This is a genomic window from Microvirga sp. BSC39 (assembly GCF_000739015.1).
Taxonomy (GTDB): Bacteria; Pseudomonadota; Alphaproteobacteria; order Rhizobiales; family Beijerinckiaceae; genus Microvirga.
On sequence record NZ_JPUG01000079.1, the window covers coordinates 1 to 17,447 of the forward strand.

Annotated in this window: 12 protein-coding genes; 3 read left to right on the plus strand and 9 right to left on the minus strand. The window is 64.2% G+C overall.

Annotated elements, in window-relative coordinates:
- The 9 genes from MA07_RS26245 to MA07_RS26285 all read right to left on the minus strand — a co-directional run.
- On the minus strand, positions 1-946 hold a 946-nt coding region (locus MA07_RS26245), incomplete at its 3' end, for an acetamidase/formamidase family protein (protein ID WP_152569030.1).
- Positions 947-1,019: 73 nt separating this feature from the next.
- Entirely contained in the window at positions 1,020-2,183 is a 1,164-nt protein-coding gene (locus MA07_RS26250; RefSeq protein ID WP_036359398.1) for an ABC transporter permease, read from the minus strand.
- Positions 2,180-3,199, minus strand: a complete 1,020-nt coding sequence (locus MA07_RS26255; RefSeq protein ID WP_036359401.1) for an ABC transporter permease — start codon at positions 3,197-3,199, stop codon at positions 2,180-2,182. Before MA07_RS26255 ends, MA07_RS26250 begins: the two co-directional genes overlap by 4 nt.
- The gene (locus MA07_RS26260) at positions 3,196-5,109 is read right to left on the minus strand and encodes an ABC transporter substrate-binding protein (RefSeq protein WP_036359404.1); all 1,914 of its coding nucleotides are present in this window, start codon (positions 5,107-5,109) and stop codon (positions 3,196-3,198) included. The genes MA07_RS26255 and MA07_RS26260 overlap by 4 nt, the downstream gene beginning before the upstream one ends.
- Entirely contained in the window at positions 5,106-6,971 is a 1,866-nt protein-coding gene (locus tag MA07_RS26265; protein WP_036359406.1) for an ABC transporter ATP-binding protein, read from the minus strand. Before MA07_RS26265 ends, MA07_RS26260 begins: the two co-directional genes overlap by 4 nt.
- 30 nt (positions 6,972-7,001) lie before the next feature.
- Positions 7,002-8,942, minus strand: a complete 1,941-nt coding sequence (locus tag MA07_RS26270; protein ID WP_036359411.1) for a glycosyltransferase — start codon at positions 8,940-8,942, stop codon at positions 7,002-7,004.
- A complete protein-coding gene (locus tag MA07_RS26275) occupies positions 8,939-10,069 on the minus strand; it encodes a glycosyltransferase family 4 protein (protein WP_036359414.1) in 1,131 nt (376 codons plus the stop codon). The genes MA07_RS26270 and MA07_RS26275 overlap by 4 nt, the downstream gene beginning before the upstream one ends.
- On the minus strand, positions 10,066-11,337 hold the full coding sequence (locus MA07_RS26280; RefSeq protein ID WP_036359415.1) for a glycosyltransferase family 4 protein: 1,272 nt from the start codon (positions 11,335-11,337) through the stop codon (positions 10,066-10,068). Before MA07_RS26280 ends, MA07_RS26275 begins: the two co-directional genes overlap by 4 nt.
- Before the next feature lie 8 nt (positions 11,338-11,345).
- Positions 11,346-12,602 carry a glycosyltransferase gene (locus MA07_RS26285; RefSeq protein ID WP_052003587.1) on the minus strand — a complete coding sequence of 419 codons (1,257 nt, stop codon included), beginning with the start codon at positions 12,600-12,602 and terminating at the stop codon, positions 11,346-11,348.
- 176 nt (positions 12,603-12,778) lie between these two features.
- Between MA07_RS26285 and MA07_RS26290 the strand changes: the two genes are divergently transcribed.
- The 3 genes from MA07_RS26290 (at position 12,779) to MA07_RS26300 (ending at position 17,202) form a co-directional block, all read left to right on the plus strand.
- Positions 12,779-15,502: an ABC transporter ATP-binding protein gene (locus MA07_RS26290; RefSeq protein ID WP_036359416.1), complete on the plus strand. Its 2,724-nt coding sequence runs from the start codon at positions 12,779-12,781 to the stop codon at positions 15,500-15,502.
- Complete coding sequence (locus MA07_RS26295) at positions 15,499-15,945, plus strand: Crp/Fnr family transcriptional regulator (RefSeq protein ID WP_036359417.1); 447 nt, start codon at positions 15,499-15,501, stop codon at positions 15,943-15,945. The genes MA07_RS26290 and MA07_RS26295 overlap by 4 nt, the downstream gene beginning before the upstream one ends.
- A gap of 174 nt (positions 15,946-16,119) precedes the next feature.
- Complete coding sequence (locus MA07_RS26300) at positions 16,120-17,202, plus strand: transglycosylase SLT domain-containing protein (RefSeq protein ID WP_160195501.1); 1,083 nt, start codon at positions 16,120-16,122, stop codon at positions 17,200-17,202.
- The last annotated feature ends 245 nt before the right edge of the window (positions 17,203-17,447 follow it).

Consider the following 17,447-nt stretch of genomic DNA (forward strand, 5'->3'; position numbering starts at 1 on the left):
AGCGCTGCGCCTTCTGCAGCAGGCTCTTGTCGAGCATCACGTGGACGCCCTTGTTGCCGTTGACCACCTGGGTGATGCGCAGGTCGGCCGCGAGGCTGCACAGGGCGTAAGCCTCCGCCTTGGTGATGCCGGTGCGGGCAACGATCAGGTCGATCATGCTGCGCAGAGCGATGACCACGCAATCGTCGAGATCAGGATCGAACGCCATTGTCATGACGTGCGTCGGCGTCTCGGCCATGGGCCAGGTGAGATGCATGTCCTCACGCAGATGCAGCTCAAAGGTGCCGATGAGGCCGGTCTCGATGGCCGTGACGCAGACCTCGCCGTCGCCCTGGACGCCATGGCCGTCGCCGACCGAGAACAGGGCGCCGTCCACATGAATGGGCAGATAGAGAGTCGTGCCCGCCACCAGTTCCTTGTTGTCGAGATTGCCGCCGTTGCGTCGCGGCGGCAGGGTGCTCAAGCTCCCCCAAGAGGCCGGCGGCGCCACGGCCATCACGCCGAAGAACGGCTTCAGGGGCAGCTCCAGGCCCCAGGGCAGCTTGCCTGTCATCCGCTTGCGATCGAGCCCGATCGTCATGAAATGGATCTCGTCGAAATCGTCGGGCAGGGCGCCCTTCTGCGGGGCGGAATAGGTGAAGCCCCAGTCGTAATGCAGCTGGATGTCCTTGATGCGGACTTCAAGAACCTGACCGGCCTTGGCGCCGCGCACTGCGACCGGGCCAGTGCAGATGTGGCCCGGCAGCTTCGGCTTGTGCGCCGCATGAATATCCGACAGGGCTTGCGGGATCACGAAGGGGCCCCTCGGCATCGCCTCCGGGCCACCGGACACGGTCGAGATCGTGACCGTGTCGCCGGAATTCACGTTGAGGAGCGGGGGGATGCCCGCATCGAAATAGCCCCAGTGAACGCTCTCGGGCGACGCATCAATCCGGTATTCGGCCACGAAACACCTCTGCCATCTTCATCGATGCAGGATGTCTCGCATTCCCTCGGATCGAGGACAACAGGCCATTCGCCTAATGATACGGATCCGCCGCGTCACGCAGGCCGTCGCCCATGAAGTTGAAGGCGAGCACCACGATCACCACGGGAAGCATCGGGAACAGAAGCCAGGGGTGCAGCTGCACGGCAGCCAGATTCTGAGCCTCGTTGAGGAGCACGCCCCAGCTCGTCACCGGGGGCCGCAGGCCCAATCCTAGGAAGGATAGCGCGGTCTCGCCGAGGATCATGGACGGGATCGACAGCGTCGCCGAGGCGATCAGGTGGCTCATGAAGTTGGGGATGAGGTGGCGTGCGATCACGCGCTGCTTGGAAGCGCCCATCAGCTCCGCGGCCTTCACGAAGTCCTCCTCGCGCAGGGACAGCAGCTTGGAGCGCACGGCGCGGGCGAGGCCCGGCCAGTCCAGCAGCCCGAGGATGATCGTGATGCCGAAGAACACGAGGATCGGGCTCCAGTTGGGCGGCAGGGCAGCCGAGAGCGCCAGCCACAGGGGCAGCTCCGGCAGGGAGCGCAGGATCTCGATCGTGCGCTGAATCACGTGATCGACCCAGCCCCCGAGATAGCCCGCGAGGCCGCCGAAGAAGAGACCGAGCGTGAACGAAACCGCGATGCCCACGATGCCGATGGTGAGCGAAATCCGCGCGCCATAGATGATGCGCGAAAGCAGGTCCCGCCCGAGCCGGTCGGTGCCGAGCAGGAACATCGTGCCGTTCTCCGGCGGGCAGACCAAATGGAAATTTGTCTGCCACATGCCCCAGAATTCGTAGTCGTCACCCTGGCACAGGAAACGAATAGGCTGTGGCCTTGAGGCGTCGACCGTGTAGACCCGCCGGAAGTTCTCCAGGTCGAAGCTGTAGGTATAGGGATAGACGAAGGGGCGCATGAGCTGCCCCTCGTGCATCAGGTGAATCCCCTGCGGCGGAGCATAGAGGAAGTCGCCGTGCCGCTTGGTCTGGTTGTAGGGTGCGATCACCTCGACGAAGGGCACGATGGCATAGAGCGCGAGGAGCACGAAGGCGGCGGCGAGCGCCACCTTGTGCCGCCGGAACTTCCACCACATCAGCTGCCAGGAGGACGCGCGATAGAAGCTTTCGCTCTCCGCGCCCACCGGCTCCGTGGCGCCCGGATCGAAGGGTGCGGGATCGACGTAGTGCCGTCTGGAGGTCACGACATTGTTCATCGTGCGCCTCCTATGCGAATGCGCGGATCGAGCCACGCCAGAAGCAGGTCGGAGACCAGCATGCCGACCACGGTGAGCACGGCGACGAACATGAGGATGAAGCCTGCCAGGAACTGGTCCTGGCTCTTCAACGAACTGAGCAGGATCGGCCCGACGGTCGGCAGGCTCAGGACCAGGGAGACCAGCACCGAGCCCGAGACGAGCTGCGGCAGGAGGTTGCCGATATCGGCGATGAACGGGTTGAGCGACATGCGGAACGGATATTTCAGCAGGGCCTTGGTGGGGCCCAGCCCCTTCGCCTTCGCGGTCACGTAATACTGCTTGCCCAACTCGTCGAGAAGGTTGGCGCGCATGCGCCGGATCATGGCGGCGGTTCCGCCGAGCCCGATCACCACTGTGGGAACGACCAAGTGAGAGAGAAGAGACTGGATCTTGGGCCAGCTCCAGGGCTCGCCTGCGTATTGCGGGTCATAAAGCCCGCCGATGGAGATGCCGAACCAGCGGTTCATGTAATAGAGCAGGATCAGCGCGAGCAGGAAGCTCGGGGTCGCAAGGCCGATATAGCCGATGAAGGTCGCGATGTAGTCGCCGATAGAATATTGCCGTGTGGCGGAATAGATGGCGATCGGGATCGCGATCAGGTGGATGAAGATCACCACGGCGAGGTTCACGAGCAGCGTCAGCCACACGGCATCGCCCACCACGTCCACGACGGGCTTGTCGTATTCGAAGGACCAGCCCCAGTCGCCCTGCAGCAGGCCGGAAAGGCCGTTCGGGCCCGGCATCACCCCGAGCCAGACCAGGTATTGCTGCCAGGCCGGCTTGTCGAGGCCATACTGCCGGATCAGGAACTCGGCCTTGGCGATGGAGGCGGACTCGCCCTGCGCCCGCAGCTCCGCGATCTGGTTGGTCAGGAAGTCGCCCGGCGGCAGCTTGATGATGAAGAACACCAGGGCCGAAATGATCAGCAGGGTCACCGCCATGGTGACGATGCGACGCAACAGGAAGCGGATCATCGACGGGCCTCTTTGCCGGCGGCTTTGTTCCAGTAGATCTCATCGAGCCGGTAGATCCCGAGCATCGCCGTGGGCTCCCAGCTGTAGAGGGCCTTGGCGGGAAGGCCCTGGAGGCCGTTTCGCACGACGATGGGCTGCAGGGCGCCGGCGATGGTGCCGATGGTCCACTGGTTCTCCACGTGGTTCCTCAGCATCTCCTGCCAGGCCGCTCCTTGGACCTCCCGGTTGCCGGTGTTCATCCAGGTCTCGTAGGACTTGAGAAGGCGCTCCGCCTCCGGAATATCGACCGACTCGCCCATCTTGCCCTTGGTCTCGATGTACTGCCCCCATTTCGGCCAGGCGTAATTGTCCTGCCGCATGGGAGCGAGTTCTGTCGGGGGCATGAGGGCGGTGGGGATCGCGTTGTCGAGGCCGGGGGCGGCCACCATCACGGTGAGACCCGCATAGGAGCGGTTGCGCAGCACGGTCCGGTCCTGCGGCTTCACGAAGAGCCGCACGCCGATCTCGCGCCAGAACTCGCCGATGAGGGTCAGGCCATCCACCACGAGGCTGCTCTCGCCGTCTGTTTCGACGATGATTTCCAGCTCGCGCCCGTCGGGCAGCAGGCGGATGCCAGCGCCGTTGCGCTTCGTCAGGCCGATCTCGTCGAGCAAGCGGGTGGCCTGGTCAGGATCGTAAGCCGCGTGCTGCGTCCGCAACTCCGGCATGAACAGGGGGCTTTCCGCCACGATGGTGTTGTTGCCCTCGACACCGAGCCCGAAGAGCAGCGCGTTGTTCAGGGTCTTGCGGTCGATCCCAAGCGACAGGGCGCGGCGGAAGCGGATGTCCCGGTTGAGCTGGCGCCAGACCAGATCCACCGTGTTGAGGTTGGGATAGAGCGCGAGCTCCGTGCCGCGCGCATAAGGCCAGAGGAGGGTGGTGTAGCCCTTCGCCTTCTCACCCTGCTTCAGGACGGGGATGTCGCCCATGTTCAGGCCGCGGAACAGCAGATCCTCCTCGCCCGCATTGGCCTTGGCGGCAAAGAGGCCGCTGGCCGACACGTCCATGACGATCCGGTCGACATAGGGCAGCTGCCGGCCCTCGGTATCGACGCGGTGATAGTAGGGATTGCGCTCGAAGACGAAGCGGTTTGCCGGCGCCGCATTCATGACGCGCCACGGCATGAGGGTCGGCAGCTCCGGATTGGTCTGCTCCTTCATGTCGTCCATGCGGTTGTGGAGCGCCGCCCAGGATTTCAGCTTCTGCTGCTTGGCCTTCTCCTCGATGGCCGCCTTGTCGGCGTACTTGGCGTGGAACTGCTTGAGATAGGCGGATGCGCGGTAGATGCCGGGATCGAGGGGACCCGCCAGCTGCGGCAGGAAGCGCGGGTTGGGCTTGTCCCAGGTGTAGCGAACGGTGCGCTCGTCTAGCACCTCGAAGCGGGGCGGCTTTCCGTTCACCAGCATGAACTCGGGCGGGCCGGCGGGCGAGAGATCCAGGTTGTGCGCCACGTCCTCCCAGTAGTAGCGGAAGTCCTCCGCCGTGAAGGGCGAACCGTTCGACCAGCGATGGCCCGCGCGCAGGGTGAAGGTGAAGACCCGGTCGTCCTCGTTCTCGAGCCTCTCCAGAAGATCGGGCTGGAGCTCCAGGTTCCGGTCGTAGCCGACGAGGCGCGTATAGGTGAAGGTCGAGATGTAGCGGATGTCGCGCGGCCGGGGCACGAGGGTGACGATGTCGCCGCCGTACTGGCCGGAGGAGCCGACCACGATGGGCGTTTTCGGGAGCCGCTCGGCCATGGGCGGCAGCTTCTTGTCCTGCGGCAGATCGGTGAAGAAGGGCGGTTCCTGGTAATCCTGCGCCCAGGCCGGCAGCGCCAGCACTCCGAGGGTCAGGCCTAAGGCAAGCGTGGTCTTGCGGATGTCGAGCATCATGCAGCCTCCCGGGCTGTCAGGCGCCCCATGCGGACCTTATGGCCGGGCTCGATTTCCTTCATCACGCCGAACTCGCCCGGCTCGATGCGGAAGGGCTCCGGCCATGCGGAGGGCTGCGAGAAGCCGCCCGTCCGCAGCTTGGTGAAGTCGAGGGGCCGGTCGATGTCCGGGTCCGGCACGGCCGCGAGCAGCGCCTGAGTATAGGGGTGAACCGGGTTGCGGAACAGGGTCGATTTCGGCGCCTCCTCGACGATGTAGCCCCGGCACATGACCGCGATGGTGTCGGCGATGTAGTCGACGACCGCGAGGTTGTGCGACACGAAGAGGTACGAGAGGCCGAGCGCCGATTGCAGGTCCTTGAGCAGGTTCAGCACCTGCGCCTGCACCGACACGTCGAGGGCCGAGACCGGCTCGTCGCAGAGCAGCACGCGCGGTTCGAGGGCGAGCGCCCGGGCGATGCCGAGGCGCTGGCGCTGGCCGCCGGAGAAGGAGTGCGGGTAGCGCCGGAGCGCCCGCTGGTCGAGCCCCACCAGTTCAAGAAGATGCTTCACGCGCTCATAGCGCTCGTCGGATGTGCCGATGTCATGGATGCGCAAGGGCTCGGTCAGGAGCTCGTAGACGGTCATCCGGGGATTGAGGGACGAGAACGGGTCCTGGAAGATGAACTGCACGGAACGGCGATAGGTGGTCAGCGCCTCGCCTTCGAGCTTGTGCACGTCCCTGCGGCCTGTGCCGTCGTCGAACAGAACCTTTCCGGAATTGGGCGTGATCGCCCGCATGATCATCTTGGACACGGTGGTCTTGCCGCAGCCGGATTCACCCACGAGCCCCAGGGTCTTGCCAGCTCCGAGGGAGAGATCGACCTCGCTCACGGCGCGGATCTCCCTGGTCTTGCCGGAGAACCAGCCGGACCGGAGCGTGAAGGATTTCGTGAGGCGCTCCACTTTCAGGATCGGGCCTGCCGGCTGAACGCGCTGCGGGGCATCGACGGCCGCGAGGCTCGCGCTCTTCACCTCGCGGATCGGCGTCAGGCGCTCGTTCTCCGCCATGGCAAAGCGCGGCACCGCGCGCATGAGCGCCTGGAGATAGGGATGCTGGGCATTGCGGAAGATCTCCTCCCGCGAGCCGGCCTCCATGATCCGCCCGCGATACATCACCACCACCTCGTCGGCCACGTTGGCCACCACGCCGAGATCGTGGGTGATGAGGAGCACCGACATGCCGGTCTCAGCCTGCAACTCCTTGATGAGGTCGAGGATCTGCGCCTGCGTCGTGACATCCAGCGCCGTCGTCGGCTCGTCGGCGATGAGAAGGGCCGGGCGCGTGATGAGCGCCATGGCGATCATGGCGCGCTGGCGAAGGCCGCCCGAGAGCTCGAACGGGTAGGTTCTGAGCGCCCGCTTCGGGTCGGGGAAGCCGACCCGGCTCAGCACGTCCACAGTCCGCTGGTTGGCCGTCGCCTGGTCTACGTCCGCGTGGATCATCAGCGCTTCGGAGATCTGGTCGCCGATGGTGTGGAGCGGCGACAGGGACGTCATCGGCTCCTGGAAGATCATGGCGATGCGACCGCCGCGTAAGCTGTGCATGGCCTCGCTTTCAGCCGCCAGCGCCGCGATATCGATGCTTCCTCCGTTCGAAGGATCGTTGAAGAGAAGAGAGCCGTTGGTGATCCTGGCCTTCTTCGACAGAATCTGAAGGATGGCTTGCGCCGTCACCGATTTGCCGGACCCGGACTCACCGACAAGCGCCACGGTCTTGCCTTTCGGGATGTCGAAATTGAGCCCATCGACCGCTCGGAAATCTCCGGCATCGGTGCTGAAATCGACTGTCAGTTGGCGAACCGACAGAATTGGCGCTTCCATATGCTCCTCCAAGCCTACGAGCATAACGCTTCAGACCCCATTAGATCGCAAATGTGATCTTGTTTCCATTCCGAAACACACATCAGGAGACAGGAAATGGATGTCCTTTGCGGCAAGGTGCGCAATAACCCTTTCGCATAACGACCATACGACCTCGTCGTGGACGAGATGATGGGTCAAAAACCCAATGGGTTCGTCCCGGTCGGCCTCTCCGGCAATGCGCCGTTCGATGGCTCCTGTGAAGCCGGCGATGACCTGCTCAGGCTCAACCGCACTGCGGGTGCCGCGCCAGTCGATCGAGTCCACATGGGTGTTGATCTGGAGGAGGCCTGGAGCGGGGGAGGCGGCGCTCCGATCCGTGAACGTGGACAATCCTGCAAAGCCCAGGTGCGGCAGGTGCGGGATCAACTCGCCCGTGATCCGGTTCCAGGGCGGCACGAAGACCGGCAGCAGCTTCGCACCCAACTGCTCGCGGGCCTCATGCAGACCACGCTTTGCTTCCGCCACCAGAGCCTCCACAGGACGATGAGCGCCGAACTCCGCCTTCTTGGTCGCCGGAGGGGCATGATTGTCGTGGCTCCAGCCATGCACGAGGGCGAAAGCCGAGCTTTCATCTGCCAGCCGCGATGCCAGGGAGGCATCCAGGTCGCGCGGGATGACGGCGAGGCCAATCCCGGCATCGTAGCGGCGGGCCAGCGCGAGAAGGCGGTCGAGGGCAGGGGTGTCGGCTACCGCATCGTCATCGCGCCACCAGAAGCGGACGGGGCAGCCGTGGTCGCTGGCCCGTTCCAGCGCGGCGTTCAGAGGCGACCAGTCGATGGTCGGGTGCAGGGCAGGCTTGGACAGGACCATGCTTGCCGCGATGGCGACGCTTTGCCGTGCTCCATCGATGGCAACGGTCGGGGGTGATGTTGCCGGCTGCGACAGCCCCTGGCGGATCGCCTCCGCCAAGCGCGGCCCGGACAACGTGTCCTCGGAGACGATCTCGGCAAGGCCGATGCTTTTCAGGCGCTCGGCCCGCAGGCGCTGCTCCGTTTCGTGGCCGGCCTCGAAGGGGACGAGAACCGATCGCACACCGCAGCGCAGAAGGTCCACCACCGTGTTGTAGCCCGCCTGGCTGACGGAGATTTCAGCGCTGGCAAGCAGCATCCGGAAATCGGGTCTCGCCCGCTCGATGACGGCATGAGCCGGGGCGTTACCTTGGAGCGCTTGAAAGTCGTCTTCCGATACGCCCCGCCCGATGAGGATGTGCCAGGGGCGATCGTTGACCAGACGGGCTGCCTCAAGGGCAGCACGGTAGAGCGGCAGGCTCGCGGCGCTCGATCCGCCGGAGACCACGATGCCATGCCTGTGACCCTCGGGAATGACATTCTCGTTTTCATCCACGTAGCCGGTGTAGCGGAGGAGTGGCGTGATCCGCTCATCCACAGGCCATGAGGCTTCCAGGGGCACGAGGTCAGGGTCGCCATGGACGAGAACGGCGTCGTAGTTCTGAAGGATACGCTCATGCGCCTGCGCGATGCGCTCGGCCTTTGCCGGGGCCACGAGAATATCGCGGATCGAGCACAGGATCTGCGGACGCGGATTCAAGCGACGCGCGGCCTCGATCAGAGCCGTGAACTCGCCCGCCAGCACCCGGCGCCCGAACGGGAAGAGTTCGGTGATGAGAATGTTGGGCCTGGTGCTGCGGAGCGTGTCGAGCAGGATCGCTTGGCGCCGGTCGAGATAGGTTTCATCGATGGGTTGGAGGTTCTCGTCGAGCAGCGTCTTGAAGTCCGTCCCGGCGGTGCGCACGGGCGGCAACTGAACGAGCCTGACCTGCCCGAGATCGGCCAGTCGGGCAGGGGTGCCGCCTGAGACGAGAATGGTCTCATGCCCCTTGCGGGCGAAGGCCCGCGCCAGGGCTGCCGCCCGCGTCAGGTGGCCGGCGCCCAAGAGATGCGTGACGGCGATGAGAACGCGCAATGTCATGCTCCCATTCCAGCCGTGATTGGTTCGAGTGTCTTGCGCAAGCGCAAAGCGGCGTGATCGAGATCGCGCTCCTGGCGCACGAAACGCAAGGCATTGGCGCCCAAGCTCCGGAGCCGGTCTCGATCCTGCAGGAGGACGCCTAACGCATCGGCAAAGGCCGCGATGTCGCCTGGCTGGGTCAGGACGCCGGTGTCGCCATGCTTCACCACGCTGGCCACTCCGCCATAGGCTCCGGCGAGCACCGGGCAGCCCATGGCCTGAGCCTCCAGCAGCACCATGCCATAAGCCTCGTTGACGGCAGGCCAGATGAAGAGATCGGCGCTTTCATAGAGGACTCTCAGATCGGCTCTGTTCTCGATCTGACCATGGTATCGCACCCGGTCTGCGAGGCGCGAGAAAAGCTGCGCGATCTCCTCCCTAGCCTCGCCGTCGCCCACGATATCGAGCGACCAGGGCAGATGCTGCAGACGTTCAAGAGCGGCGGCAAGAATGCCATAGGAGGCGAACTTGTCGCCGCTGCGCATCATGGCGACGGTGAGCAGGCGCGGTTCAATTCCGTGCGGGAGAGGAGCACTCGGTGCAGGCCAGTCCTGCATGTCGAGAAAAGGCGGAAGATCGACCAGCATCTGGTGTGCCGGTTGCGCCTTTTCCAAGGCCCCTCGGTCATGGGCCGTCATGACGAAGATCGCGTCGGCTTTATCAAGAGCCGCCTCGGCTCCCTCATGCCCCAGAGCCCAAGGCCCGTGCGCGCGCTTTGCTGCACGCGATCCTTCCGCAACGGCATAGAGAATGCCCAGTGCCTCCGCCACGCGGGGACCGATCCAGTCCGGCGCCTTGTAGTAGACGTGGTAGGTGAACCACAGGCATGGACGGCTCTGCTCCGGCAAGGCTCGATAATGTGCGATGAGACGCGAGGCTTCCTCCAGCGACTGCTGCCTGATGAGATTCTGCTGCTGCGGATCGCCCGTCTTGTCGAGGGTGCGCAGCTCGCTTGCGAGCTGCGGCCGGTAGCCCGCCCGGTCGAGGGCCTTCATCAGCAGACGCGCCATCGTGCGGTCGCCCGATGGAAGCGGATGGTTGGGACTCTTCAACGGAGCGTAGAACGCCACTGGCCGCGCGTGGGTCACACCCGCTCCGGTTCTCTGTGCGGGTTGTCGGTGACGGTGCGCAGGCGCGTTTCCAGCACGTCGATTCCACCCTCCATGGAGAAGTCCCGCCGCAGCCGCGTGAACGCGGCAGCGCCGAGAACCTTCCGCAGTTCAGGCTCGCGGGCGAGCAGGTTCAGGGCGTTGGACAACGCCTCCCAATCTCCCGGTCGGACCAACTCGCCCTCGGTGCCGCTGCGGATGAATTCCGGGATCCCGGCGAAGTCCGTCGCTACGATGGCAAGCCCCTGGCTCGCGGCTTCCATGATCACGTTCGGCAGGCCGTCCCGGTCGCCCGATTTCGCTTCCTTGGACGGCAGCACGAAGAGATCGGCTTCTTGCAGGAGAGCGATGATGTCGGGCTGCGCCTTGGAGCCGAGGAACGCCACCTTGTCGCCGATGCCCGCTTCCTGCGCCTGCTTCTTCAGGCTGTTGAGCAACTCGCCGCCGCCCACATGGGCAAAGCGCCAGTGCAGATCCGGCGGCAGGGCGGCGAGCGCCTGGATCAGGTCGCCATAGCCCTTCTTGGCCACCGCCCGCCCGACGGAGACGATCCTCACCGGGTCGAGCGGGTCCGAACCGTCACGCACCGGGCGGCTCTCGGGCGGTGCGGGAAAGCGCGAGAGGTCGAGCCCGTGATAGACCAGCGACACCTGCTCCGGCCGCGACAGCGATTGCAGATGCGCGGCGCCTTGGGCCGTGCAGGTCACGCCCCAGCGGGCCTCGGCCATCTTCTCCCGCTTCTCCCAGTCCGGCGTCGTCCAGATGTCCTTGGCATGGGCCGAGAAGGTCCAGGTCCGGCCGGTCAGGAGCGCGGCATAGCGAACGACGGAAGCCGGCGTGTGCAGGTAATGCACATGCAGGTGCCCCACGTCCGCGGGCAGTTCCCGGGCCATGGCGAAGGCCTGGCCGAGGCGGCGCACCCGGTTGGCGGTGAAATCGCGCTTCAGATCGCGCCAGAACGCCTTGATCGTGGCGCCGAAGCCTTTGCGTCCCAGGCTCCAGAGGGCGCCGCGCAGCACGCGCAGGGGCTCCTCATAGAGGTATTCCGGCAGATAGGTGACCTTCGCCCTGATGGCCTTGTGCATCGGATGCACGGCCCGCTCGGTCGGGTGCCGGAGAGACCAGATCTCGAGGTCGAGCCCGCGCTGCTCGAGGGCCAGGATCTCCTGGGCGATGAAGGTCTCAGAAAGCCGTGGATAACCTTTCACCACGATGGCGATGCGTCGGGCTGCTGATGAAGGAAGCATTCTTCACGCTACTCGGCCGCCTGATGATAGGCAGGGGCAAACCGTGGTCGGGATTCGGTCAGCACTTTGAGCCGTTCGCGCACCCGGTCAAGCCCGTCGAGCAGGGCCGGGATCACCACCTCCGATGGACGGGGCTGGGACGAGAGGGCGCGCAGGGCCGCCGCCATGCGCTCCGGCGTGCGCGGCTCCTTGTAGTCGCTCAGCATGCGCACGAGGCCGAGGCGCTCGGCCTCCACCGCCCGGATATACTGCTCCAGCCGCGGCCGCGTGCGCGGGACGATGAGGGTGCGCTTGTCGAAGGACAAAGCCTCGCAGAAGGTGTTGTAGCCGCCCATGGCCACCACCGCGTCGGCCTTCTTCATGAGCCATTCGATCTTGTTGTCGAAGGACAGCACATCGAGCTTGGGCTGCCGGGCGATGCGCTCGACGAAGGAGCGGCGCTTGTCCCTGTCGATGAACGGGCCGAACAGGATCAGCGCAGGCTGGTCGAGTTCCGCATCCGCCTCGTAGGCCGAGATCACCCAGTCGATCAGGTCGTCGCCATCGCCGCCGCCGCCGGTGGTCACCAGGATGAAGGGCTGCTTGGTGATCTTCGGGTACTTGGTCAGGGACGGAGTCGGCGGCACGTCCCGGCGCAGGTAGCCGGTATAGGTGATCCGGTTTTCCACATCCGATGGGAGATCCAGTGCCTTGAGAGGCTGGTAGACATCCTTCAGTCCATAGACCCAGATCTCGTCGTAGTAGCGGATCAAGGCTGTCTTTGCGCCCTTGCGCTCCCATTCCGGGACCAGGAGGGCAGGCTCGTCCATGACGTCGCGGATGCCGAGCACGAGCTTGCAGCCGGCCGCCTGGAGATAGTCGAGGGCCGGCACGACCTCGCCGCGGAAGCCCGTCGGCTCCTTGTCGACGATGAACACGTCCGGCTGGAAGGCCTTGGCCGTCTGGAGAATGAGCGCCTGGCGCAGGCCCACGGCCTCGTCCAGGCTCACATTGAGGTTGAGGCTGCGGTAATCCCCGTCATGAAGCTTGGTGACACCCGGGATGCGGATGTAGTCGACCCCGCTCTCGAACTCGAAATTGCCGATCACCGGCGAGCCCGAGATGATGATCACCGAGGTGCCCGGCTGCGCCTCCACGATGGCATTGGCCAGCGCCCGCGACCGGCGCAGATGGCCGAGCCCGAACGTGTCGTGGCTGTAGATGAGAACCCGTGCTCCCGGACGGGATTTGACCAGGGGCAGGCCTGTCTCTGTTCTCGGCTCCATGACCGCATTTGCCATGCAGGCTTCCCTTGGTGGGCAAGAAAAGGAATTTGACGTATCGTTTATTGACGTTAGGCCAGCTATCTCTACCCTTGCAATAGCCCCCCTCGTCAAACTATGGCGATGCCCCAAAACGGAAAGAGGGATCACAGGCACATGAAGATGGCATCACTGCGCTGATGGAAAAGAGCCTTTTCCGCTATATCTGGACCCATTCCAAGCGCGACCAGATGATCATCTGCGCGGTCGTGCTCGCGTCCCTGCCATTTTACTTCATGTCGCTCGATCTGCCTCGCCAGATCGTGAACCAGGCTATCCAGGGCGAGGCTTTCCGGGACGGCAACCCGACGGCTCCTTTCCTCAATCTGTCGTTCGACTGGCCGGGCTGGCTCGGCGGCGGCGGCTCGTGGGAGATCTTCGAGGGCTTTCAGGTCGGCCGGGTCGGCCTGCTCATGGGCCTGTCCTTCGTGTTCCTGTTCTTTGTCATCGTGAACGGGGCCTTCAAATACTGGATCAACGTCTCCAAGGGCGTGCTGGGCGAGCGCATGCTCCGGCGCATGCGCTTCGACCTGTTCTCCATGGTGCTGCGCTTCACGCCGGATGCCCTGCGGACCGTAAAATCTTCGGAGACCGCAACGATCATCAAGGATGAGGTCGAACCGATCGGCGGCTTCATCGGCGATGCCTTCATCACCCCCGTGTTCCTTGGCACGCAGGCCATCACGGCGCTCGTGTTCATCATGGTGCAGAACGTTTGGCTCGGCCTGATCGCGCTCTCCGTGATCGCCGTGCAGTTCACGATCATTCCGCGGCTGCGTCGCGAGCTGCTGCGTCTCGGCAAGCAGCGTCAGCTCGCCTCCCGCCAGCTGGCGGGCCGCATTGCGGAAGTCCTCGATGGAATCGAGGTCGTCCACGTCCACAATGCCTATGGCTGGGAAAGGGCCGAGATCGGGCACCGGCTCTTCAATCTCTTCACCATCCGTTTGAAGATCTACAACCGGAAATTCTTCGTCAAAACCCTCAATAATTTCCTGGCCCAGCTGACGCCGTTCTTCTTCTACGCCATCGGCGGCTATTTCGCCCTGCGCGGCACCCTCGACATCGGCCAGCTCGTCGCCGTGATCGCAGCCTACCGCGAATTGCCGCCGCCCCTGAAGGAGCTGATCGACTGGGACCAGCAGCGTCTCGACGTTCAGGTGAAGTACGATCAGGTCACCCAGCACTTCGCCGAGGACAGACTTGGCCCGCTGCTGGAGTCGCGTGAGGCGGGGGAGGCGGACCAGCCTCTGACCGGCTCCTTCGTGGGCGAGGACATCCGGATTGCCGGACCGCACGGCGACCTGATCATCGAAGGGGGCGCCTTCACGATCGAGCTGCCCACAAGCGTTGCGCTGATCTCGAACGGCGGTGCGGCCGCCAGCATGCTGGCGCGCATTCTGGCCCGTCGGAGCCTGGAGTTCAGCGGCCGGATCCGAATCGGCGAGCGCGACCTGACCCAGCTTCCCATGGCTGTAACCGGACACAGGATCGCCTATGCGGGCGTGGATCCGATCCTCTTCCCCGGCAGCATTCGCGACAATCTCGTCTATGGCCTCCGTTCCAAGCCCTTGGGCCGGCTGAAGGAGGACAGGCAGGAGATGGACCGGCGGATCGCGGAGGCGCTCAGAACCGGCAACCCGATTGAGAGCATCTCCGATCAGTGGGTGGATTACGAGCGCCTTGGCGCAAAGGACGAAAACGAGCTGGACCGCATCCTCCTCGATCTTCTCGACAAGGTGGGTATGGGCGACACGATCTATCTGTTCGGCCTTGCCGGCAGGATCGATCCGGAGCGCCATACGAGCCTTGCCGAGCGCCTCGTCGAAGCCCGACACCGCCTCCGCGACACCTTCCAGTCGAATGGCATGGCCGATCTGGTCGAGCCCTTCGACCCGGCGTGTTACAACAGCCAGGCGACGATTGCGGAAAACCTTCTCTTCGGCGTGCCGATCTCCGACGAGTTCAAGGGGCGCAACCTCGCCGACAATGCCCAGTTCCGCGACGCCATCGACAGGGCGGAGATGACGGACGACCTCGTCCGTATGGGTCTTCAGATCGCCGAGACCATGACCGAGATCTTCGAAGGCCTGCCGCCCGGGCATTCCCTGTTCGAGCAGTTCTCCTTCATCGGCGCCGATGAGCTGACCGAGTTCGAGGCCATCCTGCGTCGTCGTGGCCGGGGAGAGGGCAGCCTGAGGCGCGAGGACCGGACGCGCCTTCTGTCCCTGCCGCTGGCCTATATCGAAGCCCGGCATCGCTTGGGCCTTCTCGATGACGCCATGACCGGCCGGATCGTCGAGGCACGGGGGCTCGTCCGGGAGGTTCTCGAAAAGGCCGGATCGGCCGGCGTCGAATTCTATGACCCGGAAGGGATCTGCTCGGCCGCCCCCTTGCGGGACAACCTCCTGTTCGGACGGGTCAGCTATCAGGTGGCCAATGCCCGCGCGCGGGTTGCGGAAGCGGTGGCCGCCGTCGTGCGCGAGCTCAACCTTCAGGAGGAGGTCGAGAGGGTCGGCCTGGAATATCAGGTGGGCACGGCGGGCAGGCTCCTCTCGCCGCAGGAGCGGGCGAGCGTCAACCTGGTTCGATGCCTGGTGAAACGCCCGGACATCCTGGTGATCGATGGTGCCCTCGCGCCCTTCGACGAGGCGCGCAGCCAGCAGCTGATGCAACTGCTTCTCGACCTTCTCGATCAACAAAGCCTGTTCATGGTGCTTCCGAATGATCGACAGGCCGGCGACTTCGATGTTCAGATGCGTTTTCGCGATGGACAGATCATAACAGACAAGACGGCCGCTCCGGCTCCGAGGCCCTCCATGCCCGAGCCGGACGCCCCCCAGAGGATAGCAGGAGAGGTGGCATGACCCTTGAGACGGAAGTTCAGTCCTTGCGGCAGGTCCCGATGTTCCGGGATGTGGACCCCGCTCGTCTGAAGCTTCTCGCCTTCACCAGCGAGCGGGTGCAGTTCGCCGGAGGGCAGCGGTTCTTCTCCCAGGGAGATCCGTCCGACGCCGCCTACGTCATCCTCGACGGGCGGGCCAGCGTGCTGCTCAACACCCCTGGCGGAGATATCCAGGTGGCGGAACTGGGCAGCAACGCCCTGGTGGGAGAGATGGGAATTCTGTCCGATACCCCGCGCTCGGCAACGATCATGGCGGCCGAGCCGACCACGGCGCTTCGAATCGACAAGAGGGTTTTCCTGGAGCTCCTGGCCCAGTTCCCGCAGATGTCCCTGGCCATCATGCGGGAATTGGCCAAGCGCCTCGAGCGGACCAATGCACAGCTCGTCGCACAATCCTCATCCTAAATTTCCGGAAAAAACCTGAACATTTCCCGGGGAAAAGCCGGACAAGGTTAGCGAAATCCTACTTTTTATGGCCAAGCTGACCGATTCTCGACACATCTACCCGTCAACCCTTGTGCCCAGAAGAACACAAGGGAAGGCCTGATCGTCCGGTTGGGCTATGCGGGATAAGTGATGATGAGTAACGCGAGAACGCTGCTATGCGCAGTACCGCAGCCTGTTGCGGATGTGCGTAAGACTGGAAGTCGCCGCTCACTCCACCTCGCCCTGGCCGCAGGCCTGATCATGGGCTTCCAGGGTCTCAGTGCCGGTCCGGCCGCCGTGGCCACCATCCCCACCGGACTGCTGGCGCGGCCTGTTGCCGTTGCGCCCGTGCAGGAGGACATCACCGGTTCGGTGGTAACGGCGTCCGTGGCTTTCACCCCGAAGCTTGCCAAGGATCCGGGTCTCTTCAAGGCCATCCTCGACGGCGCCTTCTCCATCGTGAAGCCGCGGGTCGAGGAGCCGGCATCCCCGACCATCTCGGAGACGGAGATCGGTGATCCGGACGAGCTGATCCCCTTCAATGGGCGCAACGTGCCGCGCTGGCTGGTGCATTCCATCCTCAAGGCCGCCCATGCGACCGGTGTCGATCCGGTCTACATGATGACCCTGGCGGATGTGGAATCGAGCCTCTCGCCCGAAGCCAAGGCACGCACCTCCTCGGCCCAGGGGCTGTTCCAGTTCATCGACAGCACCTGGATCGAGACCGTCTACCAGCATGCCGCCGATTACGGCTTCAAGGCAGCCGCCGAGGCGATCCGCTACGTGAACGGCGAGCTCGCCGTCGATCCCAAGGACCGCGAATGGATCATGAGCCTGCGCACGGATCCCTATTTCTCGGCGGTCATGGCCGGCGAGCTGATCAAGGACGTGGAACGCGCCCTTCAGGCTCAGGGCGAGCGGGAACTGGCCGAGGCCGAGCTCTACCTTGCCCACTTCCTGGGCGCGTCCAGCGCCGTCCGGTTCCTCGAAGTGCTGGATCGGGACCCGAACATGAAGGCCTCTTCGCTCTTCCCGAAGGCGGCCCGGGCCAATACCGGGCTCTTCATGGAAGGCAAGGGCCGCAAGCGCCGTCCCGTGACCGTCGCCGAGCTCTACAACAAGATCGATTCGAAGATCGTCCGCCGCCTTGATCGGTATGAAGGCATCGGCCCTTATCTCGCCGAGATCAGCCGTCCGGTTGAGAGAACTGCGGAAGCAAACTCCATTATGCAATGATCGTGCAGATGAAGCAGAGCTACCGATGTGATCATCGGTAGCTCCGATCGACTAAGTCACTGAGCGCTAGTTCTAGCCGCTAACCGATGATGAAGTGGAAATCAGTCATGCTGACTTTTCCACCAGCAGCGCTGGCAAGCTCTTTCTCAGTCAATACTGTCGGTGGCTTCTTCTTGTCTTTCTCTTTTTTCATTATTCACTCCCAAGTTGCATGCCCCACGCGATGTGATGGATTGTATATGCAT